Genomic DNA, 25,214 nt, shown 5'->3' with positions numbered 1-25,214 from the left:
AGGACTGACGATCATGCTCGCAAGCTACCGTTTGTGCTGAGCGAAGTCGAAGCACGCGTGCTCATGCGCGGCGGCGCCAAGGCTTGCGGTCGGCGAGCACCGCCTGCGCGGCATTGTGGCCGGGCGCGCCGGTCACTCCGCCGCCGGGATGCGCACCCGAGCCGCAGAGGTAGAGGCCGGCAAGCGGCATCCGGTAGTCGGCGGCGCCGATCATCGGCCGGGCGCTGAACAATTGGTCGAGGCCCATCTTGCCGTGGAAGATGTCGCCGCCGACGAGGCCGAAGCGGCGTTCTAGGTCGAGGGGCGAATGGATCTGCCGGCCGATGACGCTTGCCGCGAAGCCGGGCGCGTGGCGATCGACGGTGGCGATGACGTGATCGGCAACCTTGTCGCGGACCTTGTCCCAGCTCTTGCCGCCCGGAAGTTCGTAGCGGAAATGCTGGCAAAACAGGCTGGCGACATGCATGCCCTTGGGCGCGAGGCTGGAATCGAGGGTGGAGGGGATCAGCATCTCGACGATCGGCTGCTTCGACCAGCCGCCCTGCTTCGCCTCGTCATAGGCGCGGTCCATGTAGGCGAGGCTGGGGGCGATGATGATGCCGCCGGTAAGGTGGTCGCCGGTTTCGGGCTTCACCGTGAAGCGCGGGAGTTCGGACAGCGCGACGTTCATCCGGAAGGTTGCGCTTTCGCACGACCAGCGAGTCAGGTGATCGTGGATCGGCTGGGGCACGGCGCCCTGCGGCACCAGCTTCGTGAACAGCAGGCGCGGGTTGATGCCCGCGATGACCTGAGGCGCGCGCCACGCCTTGCCGCTGGCGACGACCCCGGCCGCCCTGCCCTTGTCGACGATGATCTCCTCTGCCGGGGCATTAAGGATGATGTCGACGCCCGCTTCGCGCGCGGCCTTGGCCATGGCGCGGGTGATCGCGCCCATGCCGCCGATCGCGTGGCCCCATGCCCCCGGAACGCCGGCCGCTTCGCCAAACAGATGATGGAGGAGGACGTAGGCGGTCCCGGCCGCATAGGGACTGGCGAAGTTGCCGACCACGCCGTCGAAGCCGAACAACGCCTTGGCAAGGTCGCCGCGGAAGTGGCGGTCGAGGATGTCGCCGGCCGACTTGGTCGCATATTCGTGGACGGTGCGGACTTCGGCGGTGGAGAGGCCGACGAGGTCCCGGCCGAGGGCGAGGATGCTGGGAAGCCCGCCAAGGCCCGCGCCGGCTTCGGGCGGAGCCTTCAGGATCCACTTGCGGATGAGGGGCACGACCGTTTCGAGTTCGGCCATGTAGCGGTCGTAGGCGGGGCCGTCCTCGGCATGGTGGCGGACGATTTCGGCGCGGGTGAGGCCGCCGCGGCCCGACAGCAGGTAGTCGCCCTCCTCGCCGGGGAGGAAGTTGTCGGTCCTGCGGAGGACGACCTTCAGCCCGTGGCGGGCGAGGTCGAGGTCGCGGATGACCTTGGGGTTCAGGAGGCTTACCGTGTAGCTTGCCGCGCTGTTGCGGAAGCCGGGCAGGAATTCGTCGGTGACGGCCGCGCCGCCGACCTTGTCTTGCGCTTCGAGAAGAAGGACCTTGAGGCCCTTTTTCGCGAGATAGAAGCTGCAGACGAGGCCGTTGTGCCCGGCCCCGATGATGATCGCGTCGTAATTGGTCACGATGACGGCCCTATCCGGGTCAGCGCATCAGGACCAGTTCCTCGGCCATGGTCGGGTGAAGCGCGACGGTGGCGTCGAAGTCGGCCTTGGTCAGCCCGGCCTTGACCGCGATGGCGGCGGCCTGGAGCACCTCGGGCGCGTCGGGGCCGATCATGTGGACGCCGACCACCTTGTCCGATCCTTCGTCGACAACGATCTTGTAGAGCGCGCGCTCGTTGCGGCCGGCCAGCACATATTTCATCGGGCGGAAGTCCGAGGTGTAGGTACGGATGACGCCCAGCTTGTTCTTGGCCTGGCCCTCGGTGAGGCCGACCGAGCCGATCGGCGGATGCGAAAAGACCGCGCTCGGGATGCACTGGTAGTCGACGGTGCACGGCTTGTCGCCGAACTGGGTGTCGGCAAAGGCATGGCCCTCGCGGATGGCGACGGGGGTGAGCTGGATGCGGTCGGTGACGTCGCCGACGGCGAAGATCGACGGGACCGAGGAGCGATACTGGTCGTCTACCACCACCGCGCCGCGCTCGGTCAGCTTGACCCCCAGCTCCTCGAGCCCGAGGCCCTCGGTATTGGGCATGCGGCCGATCGCGAACAGCACCTCGTCGGCGTGGATGTCGTCGCAGCCCTTCATCCGGCACAGGATCGAGCCGTCGTCCTGGCGCTCGATCGCGTCGAAGCCGGCGTTGAAGCGGAAGTCGATGCCCTTGGCGAGGCTGGTCTTCACCAGGCGGTCGACGATCTGCTCGTCATAGCCGCGCAGGATGGTGTCGGAGCGATTGACGATGGTGACGTGCGCACCGAGCTGGTGGAACACGCCCGCGAATTCGTTGGCGATGTAGCCGCCGCCCGCAATCACCACGCGCTTCGGCATGCGTTCCAGATGAAACACCTCGTTGGAGGTGAGGGCATGCTCGATGCCCGGTACCTCGGGTAGCGCCGGGCGCGCGCCGGGAGCGAGCAGGATCTTGCCCGCGGTGACGGTGCGGCCATCGTCGAGGCGGAGCGCATTGGGCCCGGTCAGGACCGCGCGGCTTTTGAATACGGTGACATCGTGGTTGGCGAGGGTCTGGCCGTAAAGGCCTTCCAGCCGGCCGACCTCCGCCAGAACATTGTCGCGCAGCACCGGCCAGTCGAACCGGCGTTGCGGAATGTCCCACCCGAACATGGCTGCGTCGTCGAGGTCCTCGGCGAAATGGGCGCCGTAGACGAGCAGCTTCTTGGGCACGCAGCCACGGATGACGCAGGTGCCGCCGACACGATGTTCCTCGGCGACGGCGACGCGGGCGCCGTGCCCGGCAGCGATGCGCGCCGCGCGGACGCCGCCCGAGCCGGCACCGACGACGAACAGGTCGTAATCGTAGGTCGGGTCGGTCACAGGCCTGCCTTCTCGATCAAAGCGCGGGTCGAAGGGTCGAAGCCGGCGCGGGTGTCCGGATCGTCGATGGCGCGGGCCATGTCCTTGCCGAGCTCGACCCCGAACTGGTCGAAGGGGTTGATGCCAAGCAGCACGGCCTCGGCGAAGGTGCGGTGCTCGTAGAAGGCGATCAGCGCGCCCAGTGACGCCGGGTCGAGGTCCTCGAGGAGGATGGTGATGGAGGGCCGGTCGCCCGGATAGTGGCGATGCGGATCGTCCGACACGCGGCCGGTCATCAAAGCGGCCCCTTGCGCGAAGCAGTTGAGGAGAAGCTCGCGGTGGTGGGCGGGGTCCTGTTCATCGGCGGCTTCGGCGACGGCGACGAATTCGACCGGCACAAGGTGGGTGCCCTGGTGAAGCAGCTGGAACACCGCATGCTGCGCATCGGTGCCCGTGCCGCCCCACAGGATGGCGGAGGTCGGTCCGGCGGCGGGTGAACCGTCGAGGCGGACCGACTTGCCATTCGATTCCATCACCAGCTGCTGGAGATAGGACGGCAACAGGCGAAGCCGTTCATCATAGGCGAACACCGCGCGGGTCTCGGCCCCGCGGCCCTGGGTGTAGGTGAGGTCGGCAAGCGCGGCGAGCAGCGGCACGTTCTGGTCGGTGGGAGCTTCGACGACATGCTCGTCGATCATCGCGGCGCCATCCAGCATCGCCTCGAACGCTTCGGTGCCGAGGGCGAGCGCGGCGGGGAAACCGATCGCGGACCACAGCGAATAGCGGCCGCCGACACTTGGCGCGAAGGAGAGGACGCGGGTCTCGTCGATGCCGAATTCGATTGCTTTTTCGGGCGCGGCCGTGATGGCGATGAGGCGGCCGTAGGGATCCTCGACCCCGGCGCCTTCCAGCCAGGCGAGCGCCGCATCGGCGTTGCGCAGCGTTTCGGCGGTGGTGAAGGTCTTCGACGCAATGGCGACGAGCGTGGTCGCCGGATCGAGCCTGCCAAGCGCCTCGTCGACCGCTTGGCCGTCGATGTTGGAGAGGACCTCGACCCGGTAGCGGCGCTCGGTGCGACCAAGCGCGTCGACCAGCAACGCAGGGCCGAGCGCCGATCCGCCGATGCCGATGTGGAGGATGCCGGTGATGTCGCCAAAGGCGCCCGCCTCCACCGCATCGACCAGCGCCCGCAGCCGGTTGTGACGCTGGGCGGCAAGCGCGACGGCGTCGGGCGACCCGAAACCGCGTTCGGCGGGATGTTCGGCCGCGCGCCCCTCGGTCAGATTGACGACTTCACCGGCAAACAGGCGGGCAAGCGCGTCGTGATAGGGTTCCGGATCAAAGGCGGCGATCGCCTCGCGCGTCAGGTGCGTCTTGGCGAAATCGAACCGGATACCGCCAAGGTCGTGGGCGAAATCCTCCGCCCGCGCCGGATCGGCGGCGAACAGCTCCGCAAGAGTGGACTGGGGCTGGGCGCCGAGAAAGGCGAGCGAGGGCAAGGCTGAAGACATGGCCGGGACATAGCGAGGCGGCGCTCGAATTCCACCCTGCGATGCTTGACCGGCGGCCCCTGCCCGGCCCAAGGCTCGCCGCCAATGGCGCATTCCAGGGACAAGATGACGAACGGCGAGGGCGGCGGGCTGCTGCGCGGCCTGCTGATGATCCTGGTGTTCGCGTGGGTGTTGCGAAGCCTGATCGCCGCGCCCTTCAGCATCCCGTCGGGATCGATGCTGCCCGGCCTGTACATCGGGGACTATCTGCTCGTGAGCAAATGGCCCTACGGCTACAGCCGGGCGAGCTTCCTGTTCGGCTTTCCACCGATCAGCGGGAGACTGTTCGCGACCCTGCCCGAACGCGGCGACGTGGTGGTGTTCCGCGGGCCGCAGGGCAATGACGTAATCAAGCGGGTCATCGGCCTGCCCGGCGATACGGTCGGAACAAGCGGTGGCCGGGTGGTTCTGAATGGCAAGACGCTGCCGCAGCAGCCGGTCGGCGACCTTCCGGTGCGGATCAGCGCCAATACGCCATGCCGCGCAGTCGTCCCGAAGGAAGCGAACGGCCAGTGCCTGTATGCCGCCTATCGCGAAACCCTTCCCAATGGCCGCAAATATGTCGTCCTCGACCAGGTCGACAATCCGGTCGTTGACGACTTTGCAGCAGTGCGGGTGCCGGACGGCCACGTCTTCCTGATGGGGGATAATCGCGACGACAGCGCCGACAGCCGGATCGCGCCGGAAGCAGGCGGAATGGGGTTCATCCCCATCGAATCGCTGATCGGACGAGCGGCCTATACCTTCTGGTCGACCGACGGGAGCTCGTCCTGGCTGCTTCCGTGGACCTGGTTCAGCGCCGCGCGCTGGGACCGGATCGGAATGGCGCATTGATGGGCGACGTCGCTTCCTTTGTCTCCGAACGGCTCGGTTACCGGCCGAACGACCGCAAGCTGTTCGAGCGGGCGCTGACCCACGGAAGCGCCGGCAAGGACAGCTACGAGCGGCTGGAATTCCTCGGCGACCGGGTCCTCGGGCTGGTGATCGCCCGCTGGCTTTTCGAACGCTTCCCGGAGGAGCCCGAGGGCAAGATGAGCCGGCGGTACAATGCGCTGGTGGCCCGCGAGACCTGCGCCGAGGTCGGGCGCAACTGGGGCGTGCCCAAGCTGATGAAGCTGGGCAAGCAGGCGCGTGAGGATAATGCGCAGCTGTCCGACAATGTCGTGGGCGATGTGGTCGAAGCGCTGCTCGGCGCGCTGTTGCTCGATGGCGGGCTGGACGCGGCCGACCGATTGATCCGGCAGAGCTGGGCAGGCTTCATCAACGAACAGAAGAAGGCGCCGCAGCATCCCAAGTCGCTGCTGCAGGAAGTCGCGGCTGCGCGGGGGCTGCGGGCGCCGGTCTATGAACTGCTGGGGCAGTTCGGACGGCACCATGCGCCGACCTTCCGGGTGAAGGTGACCGTCGCCGGCGCAGGCGAGACCGAGGCCGAAGGCGCAAGCAAGCAGGAAGCGGAAACGGCGGCTGCGGCCGCGTTGCTGGAGAAGATCGGGTGACCCAGAAGTGCGGCCTGGTGGCGGTGATCGGCGCGCCCAACGCGGGCAAATCGACGCTGGTGAATGCGTTGGTGGGCCAGAAGGTCGCGATCGTCAGCCCCAAGGCGCAGACCACGCGGGCGCGGCTGATGGGAATCGCGATCGAAGGGTCGAGCCAGATCCTGCTGGTCGATACGCCGGGCATCTTCTCGCCCAAGCGGCGACTTGACCGCGCGATGGTGAAAGCGGCTTGGGAAGGTGCCGAGAGCGCCGACCGGCTGGTTCTGGTAATCGACGCCGCGGCGAGCATCGGGCAGCGGGCCGAGATGGTGCTGCAGGGTATCGAAGACCGGCCGGAGCCCAAGATCCTCGTGCTCAACAAGGTCGATATCGCCAACAAGGGCGACTTGCTCAAGCTCGCGACGGATCTCAGCGCCCGGCTTCGGCCCGAGGAGGTCTTCATGATCTCGGCGACCAGCGGCGATGGCGTTGCGGACGTGAAGCGGCACCTTGCCGCCGCCATGCCCGAGGGGCCGTGGCATTATCCGGAGGACCAGCTGAGCGACGCGACCGACCGCATGGTCGCCGCCGAGCTGACCCGCGAGCAGCTTTACCTGCAGCTGCACGCCGAGCTCCCCTATGCCAGCGCCGTCGAGACCGAGAAGTGGGAGGAGCGCAAGGATGGCTCCGCGGTGATCCACCAGCAGATCCTGATCGAGCGCGACAGCCAGAAGGCGATCGTGCTCGGCAAGGGCGGCTCCAAGCTGAAGTCGATCGGCGCGGCAGCGCGCGAGGCGATCGGCGAACACCTCGGGCGCAAGGTGCACCTGTTCCTCCACGTCAAGGTCAACCCGCGCTGGAGCGAAGACAAGGGCCTGTACGAGGACATCGGGCTCGACTGGTCGAACTAGGCGAGCAGTTCCTCGACCCAGGCGGGGACGATCTGAGAGGCCCGGCCGAGCCGGGTTTCGTGAAAGAAGATGCTGCCCTGGCTGGGCTCGAGGTTCAGCTCGACGCAGTGGGCGCCGACGTAGCGCGCGGTCTGCACCAGCCCGGCCGCCGGATAAACCGCACCCGAGGTCCCGATCGAGACGAACAGGTCACATGTTCGAACGGCGTCCTCAATGCGCTCCATCGCATAGGGCTCCTCACCGAACCACACGATATCGGGCCGAACCTGACCCGAGGTCGCGCAGACGGGGCAGCTTGCCCCCTCCCCCATTGCGCCAGACCACGAGAAACGACTGCCGCAGGCGAGGCACCATCCGCGCTTCAGCTCGCCGTGCATGTGGACAAGGTTTTTCGAACCGGCGCGGTCGTGGAGATCGTCGACATTCTGCGTAACTAACAGGAAGTCGCCGGGCCAAGCTTGTTCAAGCTCAGCCAGTGCCACGTGCGCGCGGTTTGGCTCGACCTTGCCGAGGTGAGCGCGGCGCGCGTCGTAAAAGGCGTGAACGAGCGAAGGATCGCGGCGAAAGGCCTCGGGGGTTGCCACGTCCTCGACGCGGTGCCCTTCCCACAAGCCGTCGGCGGCTCGAAAGGTGGGCACGCCGCTGTCGGCTGAGATGCCGGCTCCGGTCAGCACGAGGATGCTTCTGGCAACCATCTTCGATCCTGTTTGTTTACACTATTGTCAGCAGCACCTCGAGGACCGATAACAAGGCCATGTATCGCCACGCCATCGGGATCGACCCTTCTGATATCGACCACATGGGTCACGTGAACAACAGCGTCTACCTGAAGTGGGTTCAGGAGGCGGTTGTTCGCTATTGGGAGGGGGTCGCTCCGGCCGAGGCAGTGGCGCGGCATCTCTGGGTGGCGCTCAAGCACGAGATCGAATTTCGGCGCCCCACCTTCCTCAATGATGTCGTGGTTGCCGACGTGATCGCGGAGCGAGTGCAGGGTGCCAAGGCACTTTTTACCACGGTGATCCGCCGCGGCGAGGATGTTCTGGCCGAGGTCAAAAGCACCTGGTGCTGCCTCGATGCGGCGTCGCTGCGTCCGGCGAGGCTGGCGAAGGACGTGGTGAGCCGCTTCGTCGCGGGCTGAGCCGGTTGCCACTCGCGTGCCGCGACGCCAAGGTGCCGCCATGCGCCCGACCGACCAGCCGCTGCGACTGACCCTCATCGCTCCCGATGGACGAATGGGGCAGGCCATCGCTGCCGCAGTGGCGGTCGACAATCGCTTCAAGATCGACCAGGACCGCGGCGACGTCATCGTCGATTTTTCTGCACCCGATGCGCTTGCTTCCTCGCTCGAGACTGCGACGCGGGCATCGACACCGATCCTGATCGGAACCACCGGCCTCGACGATTTCGCGAGCCGGCGGATTACCGAAGCCAGCCGCTCGGTGGCCGTCCTGCGTGCTTCGAACACCTCGCTCGGCGTTGCCCTGCTCGAGGAGCTCGTGGAGCGCGCTGCCCGGGTCCTGGGCACGGAATGGGATATAGAGGTGCTTGAGATGCATCACCGCCTGAAGCGCGACGCTCCGTCCGGAACGGCCCTCAGTCTTGGGGAAGCCGCGGCACGCGGACGCGCCGAACCGTTACGTCGTGAAGAGTCGCGAAGCGGGCGGCGACTGGAGCGTCAGGAAGGCGCGATCGGCTTCGCTGCCCTGCGCGGCGGGACTGTGGTCGGCGACCACGACGTGATCTTCGCCGGGCCGGAGGAACGCGTGATCCTCAGCCACCGGGCTGAGAACCGGATGATCTTCGCTCGCGGCGCTCTTGCTGCGGCGCGTTTCCTCGCCGGCCAACCTCCCGGCCTGTACACCATGCGGGACGTGGTCGAGGCACTGTGAAAAAGGTACAGGCGGCCGAGCTCTATCTGCGCCTCGCAGAGCTCAACCCCGATCCCGAGGGTGAGCTGGAGTGGACCAGCCCCTACACGTTGCTGGTCGCGGTGGCACTGTCTGCACAGGCGACCGACGTCAGCGTCAACCTTGCGACCCGCAAGCTCTTCAAGGTCGCGGACACTCCCGAGAAGATGCTCGAACTCGGTGAAGAGGGCGTTCGCAAACACATCAAGACGATCGGCCTCTTCAACACCAAGGCCAAGAACCTGTTGCTGATGGCGTCGCAGATCCTCGAAAGGCACGGCGGCGAGGTACCGGCCGATCCCGACGCGCTCGAACAATTGGCCGGTGTTGGCCGAAAGACCGCGAATGTGGTCCTGAATATCGCGTTCGGCTTACCCACCATCGCGGTCGATACGCACGTCTTCAGGGTTGCCAACCGAACTGGGCTCGCGCCCGGGAAGACCCCGCTCGAGGTAGAAAGAAAGCTACAGAAGGTCACTCCGGCGGCTTACATGCATCATGCACACCACTGGTTGATCCTGCACGGGCGTTACATCTGCAAGGCGCGCGCTCCTGAATGCTGGCGCTGCGCGATCGTCGATCTCTGCCGGTTTCGGGACAAGAAGCTGATACCGCCTAAGTCCAGGTCGACTGGAAGCGCTGTCCAAGGCCAGTAAGCAACTCATATTGCGAGATGCCGGTCAGCGTCGAACACCGCTCTAGATCGAAGTCCAACTCGACCCACTCCCCCTCCTGAATCGCCGGAACCGACGAGGCGTCGAGTGTCACGAGGTCCATCGAAACGCGGCCGATGACGGGCAAAGTCTTGCCGTCAAAGCGAGCAGTACCGAGCGAAGAGAATGCGCGGCGATAGCCGTCCGCATAACCAATGTTGATGACGGCCACCTGCGTGTCGCGCTCGGCACGAAAGGTCGCGCTGTATCCGACACTGTCGCCGGCCGGAACGTGCCTGACCTGGATCACGCGTGCCCAGACGGAGGTGACTTGCTTTAGAAAGCCGCGAGCTTTCGTGCACGGGATGCCACCATAAAGGGCCAGACCTGGGCGCACGAGATCGAAGCTGTACTCACGACCACGGTAAATGCCTGCGCTGTTTGCCAGGCTGTAGCGGCGTGCCGGGACGGCCGCACGAATATCGCGGAAGAGAGCCAACTGCGCAGCGTTGAGCGGGTGATCCTCCTCGTCCGCACACGCCAGATGACTATGCAGCGTGTGGATCGAAAGGCCCTCAAGACATTCTAGTTCGGAGGGCACCAACCCAAGACGATTCATCCCGGTATCGACCATGACATCGCACGGCTCGCTGGACCACGAACTCGCCTTCCAGCGCGCAACTTGACCAGGCGTGACAAGGACCGGCCGCACACCAGGTCGCGGCTGGTCCCCAAAACCTAGTCCGTGAAGAACCGCAAGTGTTTCGGTTGGGAGGAAGTGGAGTTCGGCGGCTTCGCACCACGTCGATACGAAGAAGTCGCGGCAGCCCTCTTCGAGAAGCGCACGAGCAACCTCCTGAACGCCTAGACCATAGGCGTTTGCCTTGATGGCTGCACCCGTAGCGGTGTCAGCGCGGTTGCGTAGCGTACGAAAGTTGGCCGCAAGCGCACTCTTACGGTGCTGCAAAGCCAGAGGGAAAAGCATCCGTGCGCTCTAGCGTCAGGGATCTTTCCGGTCGAGATGCCCGGCGCCGAAAGAACTCGGCGCCGGGCCTGGGAGGTTAACCGCGGACTGGCGCGACCGGCGGCGGCGGAGGAGGAGGAGGTGGCACCGGACAGGCGTCGGTCGCCAGGATCACGCTTCCATCCGGGCAGGTCTGAGTTGCGGGCGGCGGAGGTGGCGGAGGAGGAGGTGCGGGCTCCACGACAATGGGAGCCGGGGGCGTCGGCTGCTTGCCGAGATTGAAGATCAGGCTCGCCAGAACCGAATTCGAGCGGAACTGCCCTTCGATTGTCTCCACGGCAGCGGCATTGGTCGCGTCACGAAGATCGAGCTGACTCCGGAAGTAGCGATACTTCAGACCCAGATCGATGTTATAGCTGAGCGGAACACGCATCCCTGCAATAAGCTGCCAAGCTACGGAGCTGTCACTACCGACGATGCCGCGACCCACCGCCACGTTGGGTCCGGTGATCGAGTTGTTCAAGGAAACCCTTGCAACGCCGATACCGCCGCCAGCGTAGACCTGCAGCCCCTCATCCCTGCCGAAATCGAGCAGGAGGTTGGCCATCGCCGTTTTTGCGAGCGTACGGCCGCGGACCGTGAGCGGACCGGTGTTATTGAACTGGATAGCCGGGGCAATGCCGACGCCAGTCGTCAGCGCGCGCTTCATTCCAAGCTCGGCTTCGGCGCGGAATACGCCCAGGTCATAACCTGCAACGAGATCCGCATCCCATCCGGTCTTATGATCGATGACGATGCCATTCGGCACCGACAGCGCTTGAAGTCGGTAATCGAGCTTCAGCTTGTCGGGCTTAAATGCACCTGCCTCGATCCCGATGTAGGGGAGACCATCGCGGGCGGAGGCGGCAGTTGGGATTATTGCCAGCGCGGCGGCGGCAAGCAGAAGTGACTTCGAAGACATAGGTCCCCCTTCACGAGAATTCGGACCCCCTAATAGGAAAGCAGGCGAGGTAGTTCCTATCTTTGTTTCACGCCCTTACCGAAATGTAAGCTGCTGTGACTTTCCAGCCTCACCCCGTTGCCGCGATCAACCCATGCGAACGGAGGGCGCCTAGGACGAGCGCCAACACTGATCGGGCTTGTACATCGACCATGGCCCCGCCACTGGCCCCGGCGATTGCCGGCTGCTGGCTGCCAACCACTTTCAGACCACCAATCTGGATCTCATTGGCATTGATGACTCCCAACGACCATTGACCCAAAGCAAAGCGCCAAGAGCGCCCAGTCGCCCGGTCGACCACGACAAAGCCTTCGAACGGATCCACGAACCGCCACCCACCCATGGTCCAGCACGCAAGACCGTTTGCATGTCCCGCCCAAGCGCCCGACGGCTCTGCACCGCAGAGATAACATAGCCCGAACTCGGGGCTCGTTGGCGGAGTGTCGGCCGGTGCATTCGCCGTGCATGCCTGCAGCAAGGAATCGATCAGATTAAGGGCCTCATTATGAGTTATCTCTTTCTGGGCCTGCCCTGCCGAAAGGAACGGCAGCTGCATTCGTGGAGATTTCGCCATCTATCTACCTCACGGGATGATATGGGTCCGAACGTTACCAATGAGCCCATTGTCAATTTGCCGAACCTCAAGAAGCCAGGGGCGCGCTCCGAGCAAAGCAAGTTCAGAATAACTGATGTGCGCGCTTGCGATCCCGGTCTCGAGATGGATCGTGCGGCCATTCTGGTCGGCCAGGGAGAGCACATAGGCCTCGACGCCTGATCCGATCATAGCGTCAGCGCCGTCCAGCCATGCGCGCTCATCGACACTGCGGCGCACCCAGGTGACTTCAAGCCCAACTGAATCTTCCACCACTTGAATATGGTCCGGAGCCCATGGCCGATGCGCCAGGCCAAGCACCGTCAAAGTTTCGGAAGCAGTCTGTCCATCAGGCCCATATACACAAACGGTGTAAGTCCCTCCGAAGCGTTCACGTGGCACGGTGAATATGCAGTACGAACTTGCGTTGATGATGTGCACTGCAGATCCCACCTGGTGCTGCGTGTCGCCTCCGCTGTCGTATAAGCCCCGGATCAGTCCAGACAGCCGATAGGCCGCGGCTCCAAGAGGCTTTGCCGTCGCAAACTGGATAAACTCTTGCCCAACTCGAATGAGATTCGCGCCCGCATACAGCGTCGCTTCGTCCACACTCAGCAGCTTGGGATCGTGCTCGAACACGACTTCGATAGCGTATCGCTCGTCAAGTAAGTCATGCGCGCCGCTCGGAAGGGACTGCTGCAAGATACCTTGCGGAGAGGGGCGGCTGGCGGACAGCACGTCCTGACTGACGCCATCGGCGGACACGTGAACCGTCAAAGCCTGGAACGGCTCGTGACCGCCACTTACAAGTACGGCTACATCGGAAGTGTCATCGCCAGAGGAAGTTGGAAGCTCTAGCAGCGAGACCGAGAGTGGTTTGCGACCAAGAACCATTCTGCCACCGATGCCACCCGCATCCCCAGGTAATGGCGAAAGGCCCTTCTTTTCCTTTCGGACCTGAAATTTGATCTCGCCAGGTCCGAGCATCAAAGCGCAAACCTTGAACGCGGTGAGCATGTCGCTCGCGCTCACCAACCCATCACCAAGCTTGATGTGGGCATACCTCAGAGGCAACCGAAGCCACGCCGTCGCCAGACCTGTATTCAGGCGTTCAAGCTGCTCGAAGGCAAGGGCCTTTGCCTGCCCTGCCGCAACTGCTGCGGGAAGTTCGATGCGCTGAAGGCGCTCTTGCCCTGGCAATCTGGCGCACTTCTCGCTCGCTGCAAAGTCGATGGCGGGATCGAAGTACCGAATTGAGACCTTGCTCGGACTTTCGGACACCTGCCCTGCATCGCTCGCAAGATCGGAACTGCCTGGCAGAAGTGTCCACAGTTCATCCTCGATGACATGGAGAGTGGGTACTGATCCGATTGCCCAGCCTTCGGCGCTGTAAGCAAAATTCGGTGCAAGCGCCTCATACAATGGTGCCAGCGCACCAGCCATGTCGTCCCCCGAAAGGGCGTAGCCTTTCAGTTGATGGGAAGAGGTTGGCTCGTGAGCTGAAAGGCCTAGACCATCGCTGATCACTTCCTCACCCAATACCATGGCGGGTCCGGAAGCGACTTCAACAGTGATCATGGGGAGCCTGTTGCCAAAACTCGAGAAGTCGAAGTTCTCAAAGACCAGATAGGCTATCCCGCGGAATGCGGGGGCAAGTTCATTACCAAGTGCAGAAGCGACAAGAGGGTCGCACATTTGATCTTCATCACCGCTATGCAGTCGCAATTCGAACGGCATTTCTTGGCGGCCTAGATGATCGCGGATCAGTCGCCCATCCGCCCAAATCCTGCCGATCTCTTCCACTCGCCCGGAACTCAATCCCATTGCAAAGCTGGCACTTAAGCCCTGCGAATTGCCCGACTTGCTGACCGTCGCCGAAGGGACCGGGACCGAGCACCATAAGATTATTCCGGCAACGCGCATGCTTCCGACGATCGCTGGAATTTCGTCGCCATACTGCGATGACGTAATGCGCAGATCCCGGATTTTCTGGGGCGATGACCTCGCAAATCCCTTGTCGATCTGACTGCCCACGAAAGCGCCGATCGCGCCACCCACTGAACCGCCGAGAGCAGTACCGGCTGAGCTCAATAAGAGAGAAGCCATTAGGTTCGATCCGTCTTATAGCTGAAATGTCGGCAAAAAGGCCCGAGGCGCTCCGGCATCCGCCTGCGCACGACTCTGCCTAGGGCTGCGTCCGCATGGATGAAATGACCTCTGCTCACGACCCCGAAGTGAAATGAGCGAGGAAGTCGGAAGACAATGAGATCATTGTCTGCGGGCAAACGGGAATCGACGTACGTGAACCAAGGTGAGAGTTCACTCATCACGAGTCCCCAATCGCCATCGGTGATGTTGTACCGTGGCTCGCTGGCGCCGCTCAGGTCGAAGGCCGCGATGACGACCCCGAGACAATCTAGCCCGAGGATTTCATCTCTGCCCTGTTCACGGAACGGTCTCCCGATCAGCGCGGAGGCCCGCTGCTGCGGTTCAATCACCCGGAAAACGGAGGAGGATCTGTGAACCGGGAAGGTCGGGTTCGCCGCGAAAATTGACGACATTCGCGAAGCGTTCCGAGCAGGTCGCGCGGCGGCCATCGCATCCTTCGGTCAGGACTACACAATCGCCAACGCCGATCTCGCTGCCCTCGGAAGTTTGCAGAACGAGATGCGCTCCATCTGCTGCGATAATGCGCTGCTCCAGGCCGCAATTGGCTCCGCTCAACCACCGGAGGCGCCCCATGACGAATGGTTCGATGTCGATCGTATCGATGGAAATGCCACGGTCATCGATGGCGGTGACAGTCGCCCGGCGCCGACGTGAACGCATGTCTATTCGGCACTTATTGTCGCCCAGTAGGGCCCGACACTCCGGGCTTGTTTGAACGCAAGGCTGATTGGCAGAGGAGGCTGGACCGACATCGATCGTCATCGTCATTCTTCCGGCATCCAATCGGACCGAGCCCAGTCTGCCTTCGCAGAGAAAGTTTCCTTCGGAATTCTGGCTCCAATCTGCGGAAAGCAGTTGAAGGCTGGCACCGTTCCAGCGCCCATTGAACAGGTCCGCCACCGGCATTGCTGGACCCGTCGCTGAACCTTCAATCTGCAGCTTGCTGCCGATCAATCTTTCGCTGAGGACTAAGGTGGTTGGACGAAGATCGACGTCCGGCTCGAACGTCATCGTGCCAACTGCAAGGGGTTGGTCGTTGCTCGTGGCAGCGAAGCCAACGCCGTCTGGACGCTGCAAGACGAAATGATATGCGCCAGTCGTCAGCTCTGTATGTCCCCTGCTCATCGTTCGCGCACTTCGATAAGCGGCACGCTGGTCAGCTCACCGGCCAGATGAGTGCCCCGGCTGATGCGAAGCTTCGGCTCCTCGAAGCGAACCGGAACATCGAACATGAAGCCTGCACAGACGGCCACGCCCAACGCAGGCGGTTCGCTGAGTTCGATGACGCCCCCCTCTGCTAGCAACCAATCGTCGGTGGCAATTCCGTCCAGCGAGACAATGATCGACTGCCGATCTGGCCGTGTAATGCGGCGCACTTCACCATCACCATACGCCTTGATGATCTCGAAACGCTGCCTGACACCATTTCCGGTACCAAGCTGCACGTCGCGAGAGGTTGGCGGAGCAGTCATGCCATTCGAACTGAAATCCGTGGGGTCTCGGAAGCGAAATGAGACTGCGTTCCCTCGCGTCGACCTGAAGAACTTCAACAAGTCTTCAATGTCCTCGAGACTGCGAAGGCCTGGCCCGACATCGAAGCGAAGGCGCGCCTGTTGCCAGTCTGCATTTCGATACTCAAAGCCACTAGGCGATGTGGAAATTGTTGTCGAAAAGCACGGCTCTACCGAAGCATGCTTACCCAGCTGGAGAGGAAAGCTTAAGTCCTGGAAACCTTCCACTTCAGCGTCTCCTTGAAAGATGGTGAGGCCGTCGCGCAGAACCTGGGGGAGTGCCCACAGAAACACCTCCGCGAAGCCAGCCTTCTCGGCGGCATTTGCAGCGGCGATGATCTGCTTCCAGTCGCGAATAAGGTCGGGGGCGCTGACAAATCCGGCCAGATAGTGACAATCGACAAGACTATAACCGAGACGCTGCCTCGCCTCTTCCAATGCTCCAAATCGCCCGGAAGTCAGCCCTTTCGTGACCCACTCATAATCTTCGAGCTGAAGCACATCGAAGGCCGGCGCACGCCATCCGATAGGAAGATTGGCTCGCACCAATTCGGGCGCATCAGTGCGCAATATCGAAGGCAGGTAGGCAAGAATGTGAGACTGCAAATCAGCGAACCGCGCCCTGACGGAATCCACGATTGCGCTTGTCGCATCGCTCAGCATGGCGCCGGCTAGGTCCAGGACCTGCGATTGCTCGGCACTGACGTTTCGCACGTCTCGGATCGGTATGTGCCCTGCAGGTAGCCTTGACGCACTCATTTGATCGTAAAGGCAAATCGCATGATCGGCTGTCACCCACCACCAGGGTTCGCCCATCTGCAACTTGGGCGACATTCCGGCCTGCATGCCGATTGCGACGAAATCGCCGGCGACGCGACCAAGATAAGTTACAGCTTCCGCTACAGCAGGAGACAGCAGGCTCGACGGAGGTACCCAACCCGTTCTTGCTGGCTTCTCATCCCAAGCACGCTGTTTCCAGTCATCGGGACAAAGCTCCTCGAGAAGCTCCATCGATAGCGACCAGATGACATCGTAGCCGCGAAACTTGGCAAAAGATGCAAAACTCTCGTGCCATCGGCGGGCAGGAAGGCTGAGTGTCTTTCCGGGATCGACCTTCCCACTCGCATCGAGTGCGGGGAAATGACTCATCCCGACATAGTGATCGATGAGCTTGCGGTAACCAAGCCGTTCGAGGCTATCGACTACTCGTTCGGGGGTAAGGTGATAACAATCGTCGTAAGCAGTGCAGATTCTGAATTGATGTTCTGGAACGATCGCGTCGTTTATCGGAATGACGCTGCCGGAACCGACACATGCAATGTCACTTACTTCGACTTCGGCCTCGACAATTTGGCCAAAGCGTTCGGAACTGCCTTCAACAAACCCGGGCGGAACCAGGCTGACGAACATTCGGTCGATGTCTCGAACATCAACCCGCTCGCCGCCCGTAGAGATATCGAAACCCGCTTTGAGGTCATCGAACGGTAATTCGATAACGGCGTCGCTTCCGCTTCCGCTCGCATAATTCCAAAGACGCACATACCAGCTTCGCGCAGCGCCGCTGCCATCACGACCCTCGATCGTTAGCGTCGGACCATTCACCGCTTCGAGCGATGCAAGTCCATTCGATTTCCAACGAAACCGCAGGGTGCAGCGCGAGTAATCCCGCACCTCGTATCTGCGGTGGCCCACGTGAACGGCATTGTCGGCCGTTGTGTAAATCAGCCCGACAAGATCACCTCTGCGCCCGAACGTAGCCGTCGCAGTCAGTCTGGCCTCATCAGCATGGCTGACGACGCAAGCCATGCTTCCGCGTGGAAAATCCACCGTCCAGTGGGACGGTTCGAACCGTTTGATGAAGTCACGGCGAAGTCGCGCGTCTTCGCGCGTCAACCAGTAACGCATGGCGGTTTCCTCGAACGGGTAAAGGTTCAGACGAGGCTGATGGGACCAGCGCTGAGGAGCTTGGCAGCGAAAGTCGCTTCCTCGCTGACGGCGCTATCCGAGCTCAATTCTGTCGCGATGAACGGTCCGAGAATTACTGTCTCATTTTCAAGCGTCAGCTCCGCTTCGAAGGCAGCGCCAGTGAACGCATTTCGCCGAAGAATCACTTCGCCTGGGGAAGCAAGGCAGAGGCCATTGAGGCTGACCTCAAGCTTCCTCATTCCTGCTCCTGCGATAAGTCGTCGCCAAGCCCCGTCGCCGGCATTCGTGACATCGACGCCTTCCTGGGAGAGCGACCAGCCGCTGACGCGCACGCCTTCGACGAGATGGAACGGGTCTGGTTCGGAAGTCCTGATCCGGAGAAAGCCTTGGCTCCCGCTCGACGAAGACGTCATTCCTCTTCGCCCCGATTGCTCAAAAGGCGAGCGCGATATTGCAGCATGCAACTGGACGGTCCCGCCGGATCTCGCGTCCTGCGCTTTCCCATGATTACCATGGTACTCATCTTCCAATCGACCTCAGTTTTGACGCCTTGAACAGCGCTCTCCAGCCGATCTTCAAGTTCAAGCAGCCTGGACGGCTGATCGTCCCAGAGGACGATCTGCAGTTCGATTTCTCTTCCCCGTCTACCCTTGCAGCTCCAATCCCTTTCGTCGCTGCAAGTGATCACGGCAAAAGGAAATTCGGCCCGTGCCGGCACATCGTGATAGACGCCTGCAAACTGCTGCGAACCATCGAAGGCCGCAACCACTGCGCTTTGCAGTTCCAAGGTCGCGCCCATTACCGTTGCTCCTCGCAGCGAAGAATCAAACGATCCGGTTGCACGGGATCGTCGACGACCTGCCGGATAAGCAGGTTTCGGCCGCGCCACCTGACCTGATGGCCCACCGAGAAATCAGGCAACTTGCGGACAGCGAGCCGATATCGAGGCATGGCACTGAGGCTCATGGCTTCACTCTCGGTGCCGAAACCTTCGAGAACGATGGCAGCCCGGCAGCTCAGTAGAAATTCACGCTCCTGGCTCGCCGTGCCGCTCGGCAATCTTTCCTGCGAATGCGCCCAAAGCTCAATTCGTTGATTGAGGCTGCCCGCAAATTCGGTCACCGGCATAAGCCGGTTTTCCGGTAGGGACGCCACAGTGCAGTCACGGCCTTCGGCAACTCTCCGACCAAACTGTCTCGGTTGGCAAATAGATAAGCTGCCAGTCGAAGAATGCCTTGGCGGATCGGCTCCGGAATCTCGTTGCCGGTCAAGCCCATTCCGGCCGATCCAGATACGACGAACGTATCGCCCGCAGGGAGCCCAGCGATATGCCCACGCCCATCAAAGTCGATGTCACTTCGATATGCAGATGCAGCCAGCGGATCGGCATCACCTTTACGCCTTACCGAATTGATTGAGCGCACCGGTTGCAGTGGCAACATCGTCCAGCTTTCACCGGACCGCAGATCCAGTTCGAAGTCCCGTGCGACCAGGGCCTGGTTGAGGAAGGTCTCACACCATTCGCTGGCGGTCCGAAGCAGGCCCGCGAGCAGAGCTTCCTCTTCACCGGTCTCGACGCGTGCATAAGCCTGCACTTCAGACAGGCTGACGCAAAGGGTGGCTTGGTCTTGCCGTACCATCACCGCACCTCCACGCGCACGAGAATTGAGCGACTGTCTTGCCGCCCTTGGCTGGTCGCGACCTGATTGAGGAGACGGTAGACTTTGCCTGGTCGCCCACCGCTCACGTTGACGGTGCTGCTCAGACTGTCGAATTTGCTGCCGTCAATCGTAACGCCGCCGCTCTCGACCGGCACGACGCTCCAGAGCGATTCCGTAAGGACATCACCGGTAAGGTAACGCAGGCCCCAATCGACGCTGTAATCAAGCGCGCTTCCCGGGTCCTTCAAAACAAGAGCCATGGTGCCTCCTCAGCGGGGTTCAGGAATGATGATTTGGTCGAGCAACGGCGTGACCGTTCGCTTTGGGGGCGTCTTTGAGTTTGTCGGCGCAATCGCATCCGCCAGGGACTGTTGCGCAATCGCAAAGGCTCCGATGCTCACATCATGCCCTTTCGCTCAAATAGGATATTCGCCGGCCACAGAAGCCAGGCGAGACAAGTCAGTTGATGAGGCCGTGCGACCGGCAGTCGCTCTCGAGCGCTACCAAACGGCCTTCCAGGGCAGAGATACGGTTCAGAGCCGACTGCAGCTCGCTCTGCGCATAGGAAGCAGAGGCGGCGCCAGCAGCGGCAGCCGCGAAAGCGCCGCGGTTTGCGCTGCCAGTTGCTGCGGTCCAGCCTGTGCGACGCGGCCCGATGATCGGCGTTCCGCCGATCCGCAAGACCTTGTTTGCGGGTAGGTCCTGACCGGTTGAATCCCATGCGTAGGAATCGCTGCCGATGAGGATCTGGAACTTCTCCGCGGCACTGGGCACTTCAAGTAGCGCGCCGCTGCCGTAATGCCCGAAGCTGAGCTTTCGGATGCCTGCGGTGTAGAATTCGTGGATCGACCCGCCCGAGGATGCTCTGAAGCGATTGAAGGTAATGCCACCCTGTGCGTTGGTGTCGACGTCGGATCCGAACTGGTTGTCCATTCCCCTGACGTTGAGATTCCCACCTAGGGTCGTGGCCAGATTACCGCTCGTCTCGATCGTTCCGCCTACAATCTTCAGTGCGCCGCCGGTCGCCGACAGGTTTGCGGCTGATCCACGATTGGACATGGGGAGGATGCCTCCCACCACGATGCTCGGCTGACGTACCTGCGACGGACCCTGGTCCCCTTCAGCATAGCATCCGAGGAACGCATTGAACGAATTGGGATCGTCCGTGCAGTAACCACCGCCGCTCCGGAAGGTTACTCCGTTCGCCCAGGCGACAATCCCGTTGTACGTCCCGCCTGGCTCGACATAGCCCCACCCCTGATTGTCGGCGGTCGTTCCACTCGGCGCGTTGGCCGAGCACCAGGCGTCCTGCCCAAGCTTCACGAAATAGCGCTGCCCGTTGTGCGTGCAGCCGGTCGGTATTGATCCAAGTGCACCATCCCAGCCGTTCGCTGCGGAGTGGCAGGCGGTGTATGTGTTCCCAAGAAAGCTGCTGTCGAATACGCCCCATCGCCGGTTTGCGGACGCATCGAGGGCATCGACCAGGCACGCATTTGCATCAGCGCTGTCGAAGTAGAGCCCGTTGCGATTGCCCGTCACACGGAGGCTTCGAATGCGGCAAAGGTTGGCGTTCCCTTCGAGGGCTCCGCCTGACCCTGCAGCTGCAACGTGAAGGCCATCACCTTGAAAATTGCCGATCGCGACCTGTTCGACCGTCGCAGATCCGCGAAGGTGAATGCCGTGGCATTCGGCTTCGACCCCTGCATAGCCGCCCTCGAGCCCGAGGTTTCGCATGACGGAACCGCCAGCGGAGAAACCTGGAGTGCGCGTCCCGGCCGCCCCCGCCGTATTGAAGCTTTGCACCCGGATGCCGGTCTGCCCCGCCGGAAACACAAGGGACGTCCCCTGCGCAACGGCCGCCCCCACTCCCTGGCCCTCGATGACAAAAACGCCGCCGGTGAGATCGATGGTCTCGGCAAACTCGTATCGCCCGCGCCCAAATCTGATGGGCTCAAGCGATCGGTAGTAGTCGTTGACGACGATTGCGCGCGCCTGCAGGACGGCAACCATTGCCTTCCACGCCGTCGTATTCGATGCGCCGCGACCAGCACCCGGCAATATGCCGAACCAGTCGACCTGCACCGGTCCATGGAAGCGGCGCACCCACGCACCCGTGCTTCCCGTATTGGGGGCGATGAAGATGCCTTCGCCGGTATCGGCCTGATGCAATGAAGCCGCGACTGAGGGATCCCAAACGAAATTGCCCTCACGTCGCGCTTCGGCGAGATAACGCGCAGCACCGGCGTCGTCAGTGGTCGCCGACTTGAGCTCGCCGCGGGTCATTACGGCGCCAAGGCGACCGCCCGCCCTGCAGCTCTCCTGCACGCTGGAATACCACTCGGAAGAAGCAACCAGAGCAACCGTCTTCGACCCGTTGCTGAAGTATGTCGGCGATCCCTGCAACGGCTGCCGGCTGATCGAACCGTTCGGCAACAACGTCCCGCGGCCGACTTCGCGCTCCTGCGGCTTGTCGATGCCCTGTACCGAATAATAGAAATTGTCTCCGACCGAGAGCGAGTCAGCGAAGCTTGCGAAGCCGGGGACAGCCGGTCCGCAAACAAGCGGCCCGGTGCCCTGCGTCGACGTGGTGACACGAACCATGTCCACGAACTTGGAAGTGAAGAGTTGCGGCATGCGCGTTCGGTCTTTCTGCTAGATCCCGGTCGGAGACGAAGTGCTGCTCAGGCGAACTTGAGCAGCTTGATGGCCTCGGAATTCACAACCTGCCCACCGACACGCTTGGTCGCGTAGAAGTAGACATAGGGCTTCTTCGAATACGGATCGCGAAGGATGCTGGTCTCGGCTCGCTCGGTGATGATGTAGCCGGCCTTGAAATTGCCGAAGGCGATCGACAGGCTTCCGGCAGCAATGTCGGGCATGTCCTCGGCTTCGATCACCGGATAACCGAGCAGGGTAGACGGCTGGCCCGCGACCATACCACTCTGCCAGATGAAGGCGCCATCGCTGGTCTTCATCTTTCGCACTGTCGCTGCGGTAGACGAATTCATCACGAACACTGCGCCCTGGCGGTAGGGCTGGCGAAGCGACTGGACGAGATCGACCAGCTTGTCCTGCGGATTGGCGGCCGGGAAAGCCGCGGACACCCCTGTGCCGATCGTCTGAAGCGTCCCGATCGGCCGCACGCCGTCTGCCGTGATTGCATTCGGCGACGAAAGAAAACCGAGCGGCTGGTTGACGCCAGTGCCCTTAATAAAGGCCGAACCCTCGGCCCGCGCGAATTCGGTCGCGACCTCATTGGCAAGCCAACTTTCGACGTCGAACATCGCGTCATCCAGCATGTGCTGCGAGGCCGCAGGATTTGCGTAGAGCTCGCCCGACGCCGGAACGATCTCGGTGAAGGTCGGCGTCGCGGTTTCGGGACGCAGCGCCTCGAAACCGACCCAGCCGGACGGAGTGCCGCCGGTGGACAGCAGCTTGCGGTAATTGGAGCTGCCGATCTTCACGACATTCGCAATTCGACGGATCGGCGAAATTGCGACCAGGGTGCGGTCGATGGCTTCGTCGATCTCCCGCGGAATGGCATGTCCCCCTGCAGCGGTTGTCGCGTTGTCGAAGGACTTGCCTTCAAGCGTGCTTTCGCCGGTGCGCAGGAATTCGCCGAAGCCTTCCTGGGCAGCGCTCTTTTGCTCTGCGGCAAGGTGCGGACGGCCCGCCTCGACAAGATTGCTGCGAAGCTTTGCCTTCAGATCATCGATCTCGGCGCGAAGCTCGCTTACGCCATTATCCCGCTGCAGGGCCGCGAACGACTCTTCCAACGCGTCAGCCTTGATTTCCATTCAGTCTCTCCAGTGTGGATTCTTGGGTTCGCGCCGGCGGCGCGGCTACGAAGCAATCTTGTGGACGCAGGCCCGCGGCTGCATCGGACGACGCACGAGGCTGACCTCGAGCAATTCGAGGTCGCGGATCTCGCGCGCCGCTGTTCCGTGATCGGAAACTGTCACTCGGTATCCGAAACTCAGTCCGGACAAGCGGCCCTGCTCCAGCTCGCGAGCAAGCTGGCGTCCGAACGCGTCGTCATTCAGCGACGCAATGACCTGAAGACCTCGCGCGTCTTCAGCCAGATGCTCGATATTGCCGATCTGGTGACCCGGCTGGTGTTGCCACAGCAGGGGTACCTTGCCCTGGCGCGCCAGGGTTCGCGCAAAGGCGCCTGGCCGCACGATATCGCCTCCGCGATCGAGATGATCGAAGACCGAGGCATAGCCCGCGAAGCGCAGCCCCTTGCGAGCCCGCTCGATTTGCATGGGTCAGTTCCTCAGAAGGGCACGGAGGTTCGATTGGTAGGCGATCGACACCATCAGAGCGGCGAGCATGACCCGGACCACCCAGCGTGCGACCGTTTGCCAGGCTGACTTCTTCACATCACGCCAAGTCCCGAGCAGCTCGCGCAGCTCGTCCATGTCGCGCCGCGCCCGTTCGTCTTCCAGGCCAAGCGAGGTGAGTGCGCGGCGGGCGCCGGCATTGCTGGCTTCCTCCACCATGGCCTGAAGCATCATGTAATTGACTGGCTGTCCCTCGGCGGACGCAATCAACTGGGCCAGCAGTGCATCCGCGCTTGGTCGGCTCAAGACTGCGTACTGCGAAGTTCAAAACCAAGCATGTCGCGCTTCTCATCGGCGCTGATGAAGTCAGCGTTTGCGACCATCTGCCACAACCGCTCGCGGTCCTCCGCAAGCTCGCTGATCGCATCGGTGTCGACCGCCAGCCGCACCGGGCCGATCCAGTCGCGCAGTACCGACCCGACTTCGCCGACGATATTCTCCGCGAGTGGCAGCACCGTCTGCCGATAGAGTGCTCGGCCCGCTTCGCGCATGTTGCTGTAGGAGGTGTCTCCGGGCAGTCCGAGCAGGACGGGCGGCACTCCGAAGGCGAGGGCGATATCGCGCGCGGCCGCTTCCTTCACTGCGACAAAGTCCATGTCGGTCGGACTTAATCCGAGCGACTGCCACCGCAGTCCCCCCTCGAGCAGCATCGGCCGGCCGGCATTGCCGCTACCGCTGAATTGCCGCTCGATCTCCTCACGCAATCGCTCGAACTGGCTTGCACTCAGCGGGGCGCCGTCCGGTGGATCGTAGGTAAGCGCTCCAGACGGCCGGGCAGCGTTATCGAGCAAGGCCTTGTTCCACTGGCTCGCCCGATTGTGGATTGCCGCCGCCGCACTCGCGGCCTCGAGGCAGCCCAGCCCCTGCTGGTCGTTGGCCGGATTAAGCGACTTGATATGGATCAGTTGCACGCGCTCCAAAGCGTCGTGCCGGTTGATCCGTACCGCTCGGCGCCCTGCCTTATAGGTGTAAGCGGTCGGCCACCCGCGTTCATCAGCCTCGATTGACACCCGTTCGGGCTGAAGCAGGAAAAACTCTGCCGGTGCACCCAGTGCTTCCACGACCTGGAGGTAGGCATTGCCGTTCAACAGCAGCGAGGCAGCAATCTGCTCGAGCAGGCTGGCACGACCGATCAGTTTGGCAGCCTCTTCGCTGCCTTCGACGGCATAGACTTTCAGCGCGCCGAGCGCACCCGCGACCATGCGCACGGCCCGCTGCCCCACTGGATTGGAGAGAAAGACCTCCTTCAGTTGCGCCTGGTAGCCGCTCGGAAACAGGCTTCGTTCGCTGCGTCCCGCATAGGATAGGAACATCGGCGGAAGGTCCGCCGACTTACGTCCGAACCACCGCATCAATGAACCTTTCGCTGTTCGGGGTGATCCTTTCCGAATCATCCCAGTGTTCACACTTGTGCCACAACAGCGTGACGATGTCAACCGTTTTGTGCCTGTTTGGTTATGTCTGACCGTCAGCTCTGCACGTAACTTGCATCTCCCGCTCACCTGTGTCAGAGGCCCCCGTCCGTCCGCAGCTTCGGTTGCGCGTCC

Annotated in this window: 26 protein-coding genes; 6 read left to right on the top strand and 20 right to left on the bottom strand. The window is 62.5% G+C overall.

Translation table 11 applies throughout. From position 1 onward, the window contains the following. Positions 1-61: 61 nt before the first annotated feature. Genes ABD729_RS08580 through pgi form a run of 3 tightly spaced genes read right to left on the bottom strand, consistent with a single transcriptional unit; the run spans position 62 to position 4,516 of the window. Positions 62-1,657 carry a phytoene desaturase family protein gene (locus tag ABD729_RS08580; protein ID WP_344711372.1) on the bottom strand — a complete coding sequence of 532 codons (1,596 nt, stop codon included), beginning with the start codon at positions 1,655-1,657 and terminating at the stop codon, positions 62-64. A gap of 16 nt (positions 1,658-1,673) precedes the next feature. Further along, the gene (gene gorA / locus ABD729_RS08575; RefSeq protein WP_344709824.1) at positions 1,674-3,026 is read right to left on the bottom strand and encodes a glutathione-disulfide reductase; all 1,353 of its coding nucleotides are present in this window, start codon (positions 3,024-3,026) and stop codon (positions 1,674-1,676) included. Beyond that, positions 3,023-4,516 carry a glucose-6-phosphate isomerase gene (pgi, locus tag ABD729_RS08570; protein ID WP_344709823.1) on the bottom strand — a complete coding sequence of 498 codons (1,494 nt, stop codon included), beginning with the start codon at positions 4,514-4,516 and terminating at the stop codon, positions 3,023-3,025. The genes gorA and pgi overlap by 4 nt, the downstream gene beginning before the upstream one ends. An 84-nt stretch (positions 4,517-4,600) precedes the next feature. On the opposite strand from pgi, the gene lepB reads away from it, so the two are divergent. Genes lepB through era form a run of 3 tightly spaced genes read left to right on the top strand, consistent with a single transcriptional unit; the run spans position 4,601 to position 6,941 of the window. Then, complete coding sequence (gene lepB, locus ABD729_RS08565; RefSeq protein ID WP_425564879.1) at positions 4,601-5,389, top strand: signal peptidase I; 789 nt, start codon at positions 4,601-4,603, stop codon at positions 5,387-5,389. Next, on the top strand, positions 5,389-6,051 hold the full coding sequence (gene rnc, locus ABD729_RS08560) for a ribonuclease III (RefSeq protein ID WP_344709822.1): 663 nt from the start codon (positions 5,389-5,391) through the stop codon (positions 6,049-6,051). Before lepB ends, rnc begins: the two co-directional genes overlap by 1 nt. Further along, positions 6,048-6,941: a GTPase Era gene (gene era, locus ABD729_RS08555; RefSeq protein WP_344709821.1), complete on the top strand. Its 894-nt coding sequence runs from the start codon at positions 6,048-6,050 to the stop codon at positions 6,939-6,941. The genes rnc and era overlap by 4 nt, the downstream gene beginning before the upstream one ends. On the opposite strand, the gene ABD729_RS08550 is transcribed toward era, so the two are convergent. After that, positions 6,938-7,636 carry an NAD-dependent deacylase gene (locus ABD729_RS08550; RefSeq protein WP_344709820.1) on the bottom strand — a complete coding sequence of 233 codons (699 nt, stop codon included), beginning with the start codon at positions 7,634-7,636 and terminating at the stop codon, positions 6,938-6,940. The two genes, era and ABD729_RS08550, sit on opposite strands and share 4 nt — an antisense overlap. A 59-nt stretch (positions 7,637-7,695) precedes the next feature. Between ABD729_RS08550 and ABD729_RS08545 the strand changes: the two genes are divergently transcribed. Genes ABD729_RS08545 through nth form a run of 3 tightly spaced genes read left to right on the top strand, consistent with a single transcriptional unit; the run spans position 7,696 to position 9,504 of the window. After that, complete coding sequence (locus ABD729_RS08545) at positions 7,696-8,079, top strand: acyl-CoA thioesterase (protein ID WP_344709819.1); 384 nt, start codon at positions 7,696-7,698, stop codon at positions 8,077-8,079. Positions 8,080-8,119: 40 nt separating this feature from the next. Beyond that, positions 8,120-8,830: a 4-hydroxy-tetrahydrodipicolinate reductase gene (gene dapB / locus ABD729_RS08540; RefSeq protein ID WP_344709818.1), complete on the top strand. Its 711-nt coding sequence runs from the start codon at positions 8,120-8,122 to the stop codon at positions 8,828-8,830. Then, the gene (gene nth / locus ABD729_RS08535) at positions 8,827-9,504 is read left to right on the top strand and encodes an endonuclease III (protein WP_344709817.1); all 678 of its coding nucleotides are present in this window, start codon (positions 8,827-8,829) and stop codon (positions 9,502-9,504) included. Before dapB ends, nth begins: the two co-directional genes overlap by 4 nt. Here the strand turns inward: nth and alr are convergent. From alr to ABD729_RS08455, 16 genes are all read right to left on the bottom strand, one after another. Beyond that, positions 9,464-10,486 (bottom strand): alanine racemase, encoded by a 1,023-nt coding sequence (gene alr / locus ABD729_RS08530; RefSeq protein ID WP_344709816.1) that lies wholly within the window; start codon positions 10,484-10,486, stop codon positions 9,464-9,466. The two genes, nth and alr, sit on opposite strands and share 41 nt — an antisense overlap. A 76-nt stretch (positions 10,487-10,562) precedes the next feature. Further along, entirely contained in the window at positions 10,563-11,426 is an 864-nt protein-coding gene (locus tag ABD729_RS08525; protein WP_344709815.1) for an outer membrane protein, read from the bottom strand. A 109-nt stretch (positions 11,427-11,535) separates the two neighbouring features. Further along, complete coding sequence (locus ABD729_RS08520; protein ID WP_344709814.1) at positions 11,536-12,021, bottom strand: DUF2793 domain-containing protein; 486 nt, start codon at positions 12,019-12,021, stop codon at positions 11,536-11,538. A gap of 27 nt (positions 12,022-12,048) precedes the next feature. Beyond that, positions 12,049-14,163, bottom strand: a complete 2,115-nt coding sequence (locus ABD729_RS08515; RefSeq protein ID WP_344709813.1) for a GTA baseplate fiber-binding domain-containing protein — start codon at positions 14,161-14,163, stop codon at positions 12,049-12,051. A 384-nt stretch (positions 14,164-14,547) separates the two neighbouring features. Then, positions 14,548-15,351, bottom strand: coding sequence for a DUF2163 domain-containing protein (locus ABD729_RS08510; RefSeq protein ID WP_344709812.1), 804 nt, complete (start codon positions 15,349-15,351; stop codon positions 14,548-14,550). After that, complete coding sequence (locus ABD729_RS08505) at positions 15,348-17,642, bottom strand: DUF2460 domain-containing protein (protein ID WP_344709811.1); 2,295 nt, start codon at positions 17,640-17,642, stop codon at positions 15,348-15,350. The genes ABD729_RS08510 and ABD729_RS08505 overlap by 4 nt, the downstream gene beginning before the upstream one ends. A gap of 26 nt (positions 17,643-17,668) precedes the next feature. Further along, positions 17,669-18,076: a phage tail tube protein gene (locus ABD729_RS08500; RefSeq protein WP_344709810.1), complete on the bottom strand. Its 408-nt coding sequence runs from the start codon at positions 18,074-18,076 to the stop codon at positions 17,669-17,671. Next, positions 18,073-18,462, bottom strand: coding sequence for a tail completion protein gp17 (gene gp17, locus ABD729_RS08495; protein ID WP_344709809.1), 390 nt, complete (start codon positions 18,460-18,462; stop codon positions 18,073-18,075). Before gp17 ends, ABD729_RS08500 begins: the two co-directional genes overlap by 4 nt. Then, positions 18,462-18,785: a phage head completion protein gene (locus ABD729_RS08490; RefSeq protein ID WP_344709808.1), complete on the bottom strand. Its 324-nt coding sequence runs from the start codon at positions 18,783-18,785 to the stop codon at positions 18,462-18,464. The genes gp17 and ABD729_RS08490 overlap by 1 nt, the downstream gene beginning before the upstream one ends. Next, positions 18,782-19,303 (bottom strand): head-tail connector protein, encoded by a 522-nt coding sequence (locus ABD729_RS08485; protein WP_344709807.1) that lies wholly within the window; start codon positions 19,301-19,303, stop codon positions 18,782-18,784. The genes ABD729_RS08490 and ABD729_RS08485 overlap by 4 nt, the downstream gene beginning before the upstream one ends. Continuing rightward, positions 19,303-19,584 (bottom strand): phage fiber-tail adaptor protein, encoded by a 282-nt coding sequence (locus tag ABD729_RS08480; RefSeq protein WP_344709806.1) that lies wholly within the window; start codon positions 19,582-19,584, stop codon positions 19,303-19,305. Before ABD729_RS08480 ends, ABD729_RS08485 begins: the two co-directional genes overlap by 1 nt. Before the next feature lie 199 nt (positions 19,585-19,783). Further along, positions 19,784-21,958 (bottom strand): hypothetical protein, encoded by a 2,175-nt coding sequence (locus tag ABD729_RS08475; protein ID WP_344709805.1) that lies wholly within the window; start codon positions 21,956-21,958, stop codon positions 19,784-19,786. A 47-nt stretch (positions 21,959-22,005) separates the two neighbouring features. Beyond that, positions 22,006-23,121, bottom strand: a complete 1,116-nt coding sequence (locus ABD729_RS08470) for a phage major capsid protein (protein WP_344709804.1) — start codon at positions 23,119-23,121, stop codon at positions 22,006-22,008. A 45-nt stretch (positions 23,122-23,166) separates the two neighbouring features. Then, positions 23,167-23,589: an HK97 family phage prohead protease gene (locus ABD729_RS08465; RefSeq protein WP_344709803.1), complete on the bottom strand. Its 423-nt coding sequence runs from the start codon at positions 23,587-23,589 to the stop codon at positions 23,167-23,169. 3 nt (positions 23,590-23,592) lie between these two features. Beyond that, positions 23,593-23,877, bottom strand: coding sequence for a DUF6127 family protein (locus ABD729_RS08460; protein WP_344709802.1), 285 nt, complete (start codon positions 23,875-23,877; stop codon positions 23,593-23,595). Between the two features lie 32 nt (positions 23,878-23,909). After that, positions 23,910-25,019, bottom strand: coding sequence for a phage portal protein (locus ABD729_RS08455; RefSeq protein WP_344709801.1), 1,110 nt, complete (start codon positions 25,017-25,019; stop codon positions 23,910-23,912). Positions 25,020-25,214 lie beyond the last annotated feature (195 nt).

The organism is Sphingomonas humi, from assembly GCF_039536725.1.
Taxonomy (GTDB): Bacteria; Pseudomonadota; Alphaproteobacteria; order Sphingomonadales; family Sphingomonadaceae; genus Sphingomicrobium; species Sphingomicrobium humi.
The sequence above is the reverse complement of the archived record's forward strand: the minus strand, read 5'-3'. Positions and strand labels throughout refer to the sequence as shown.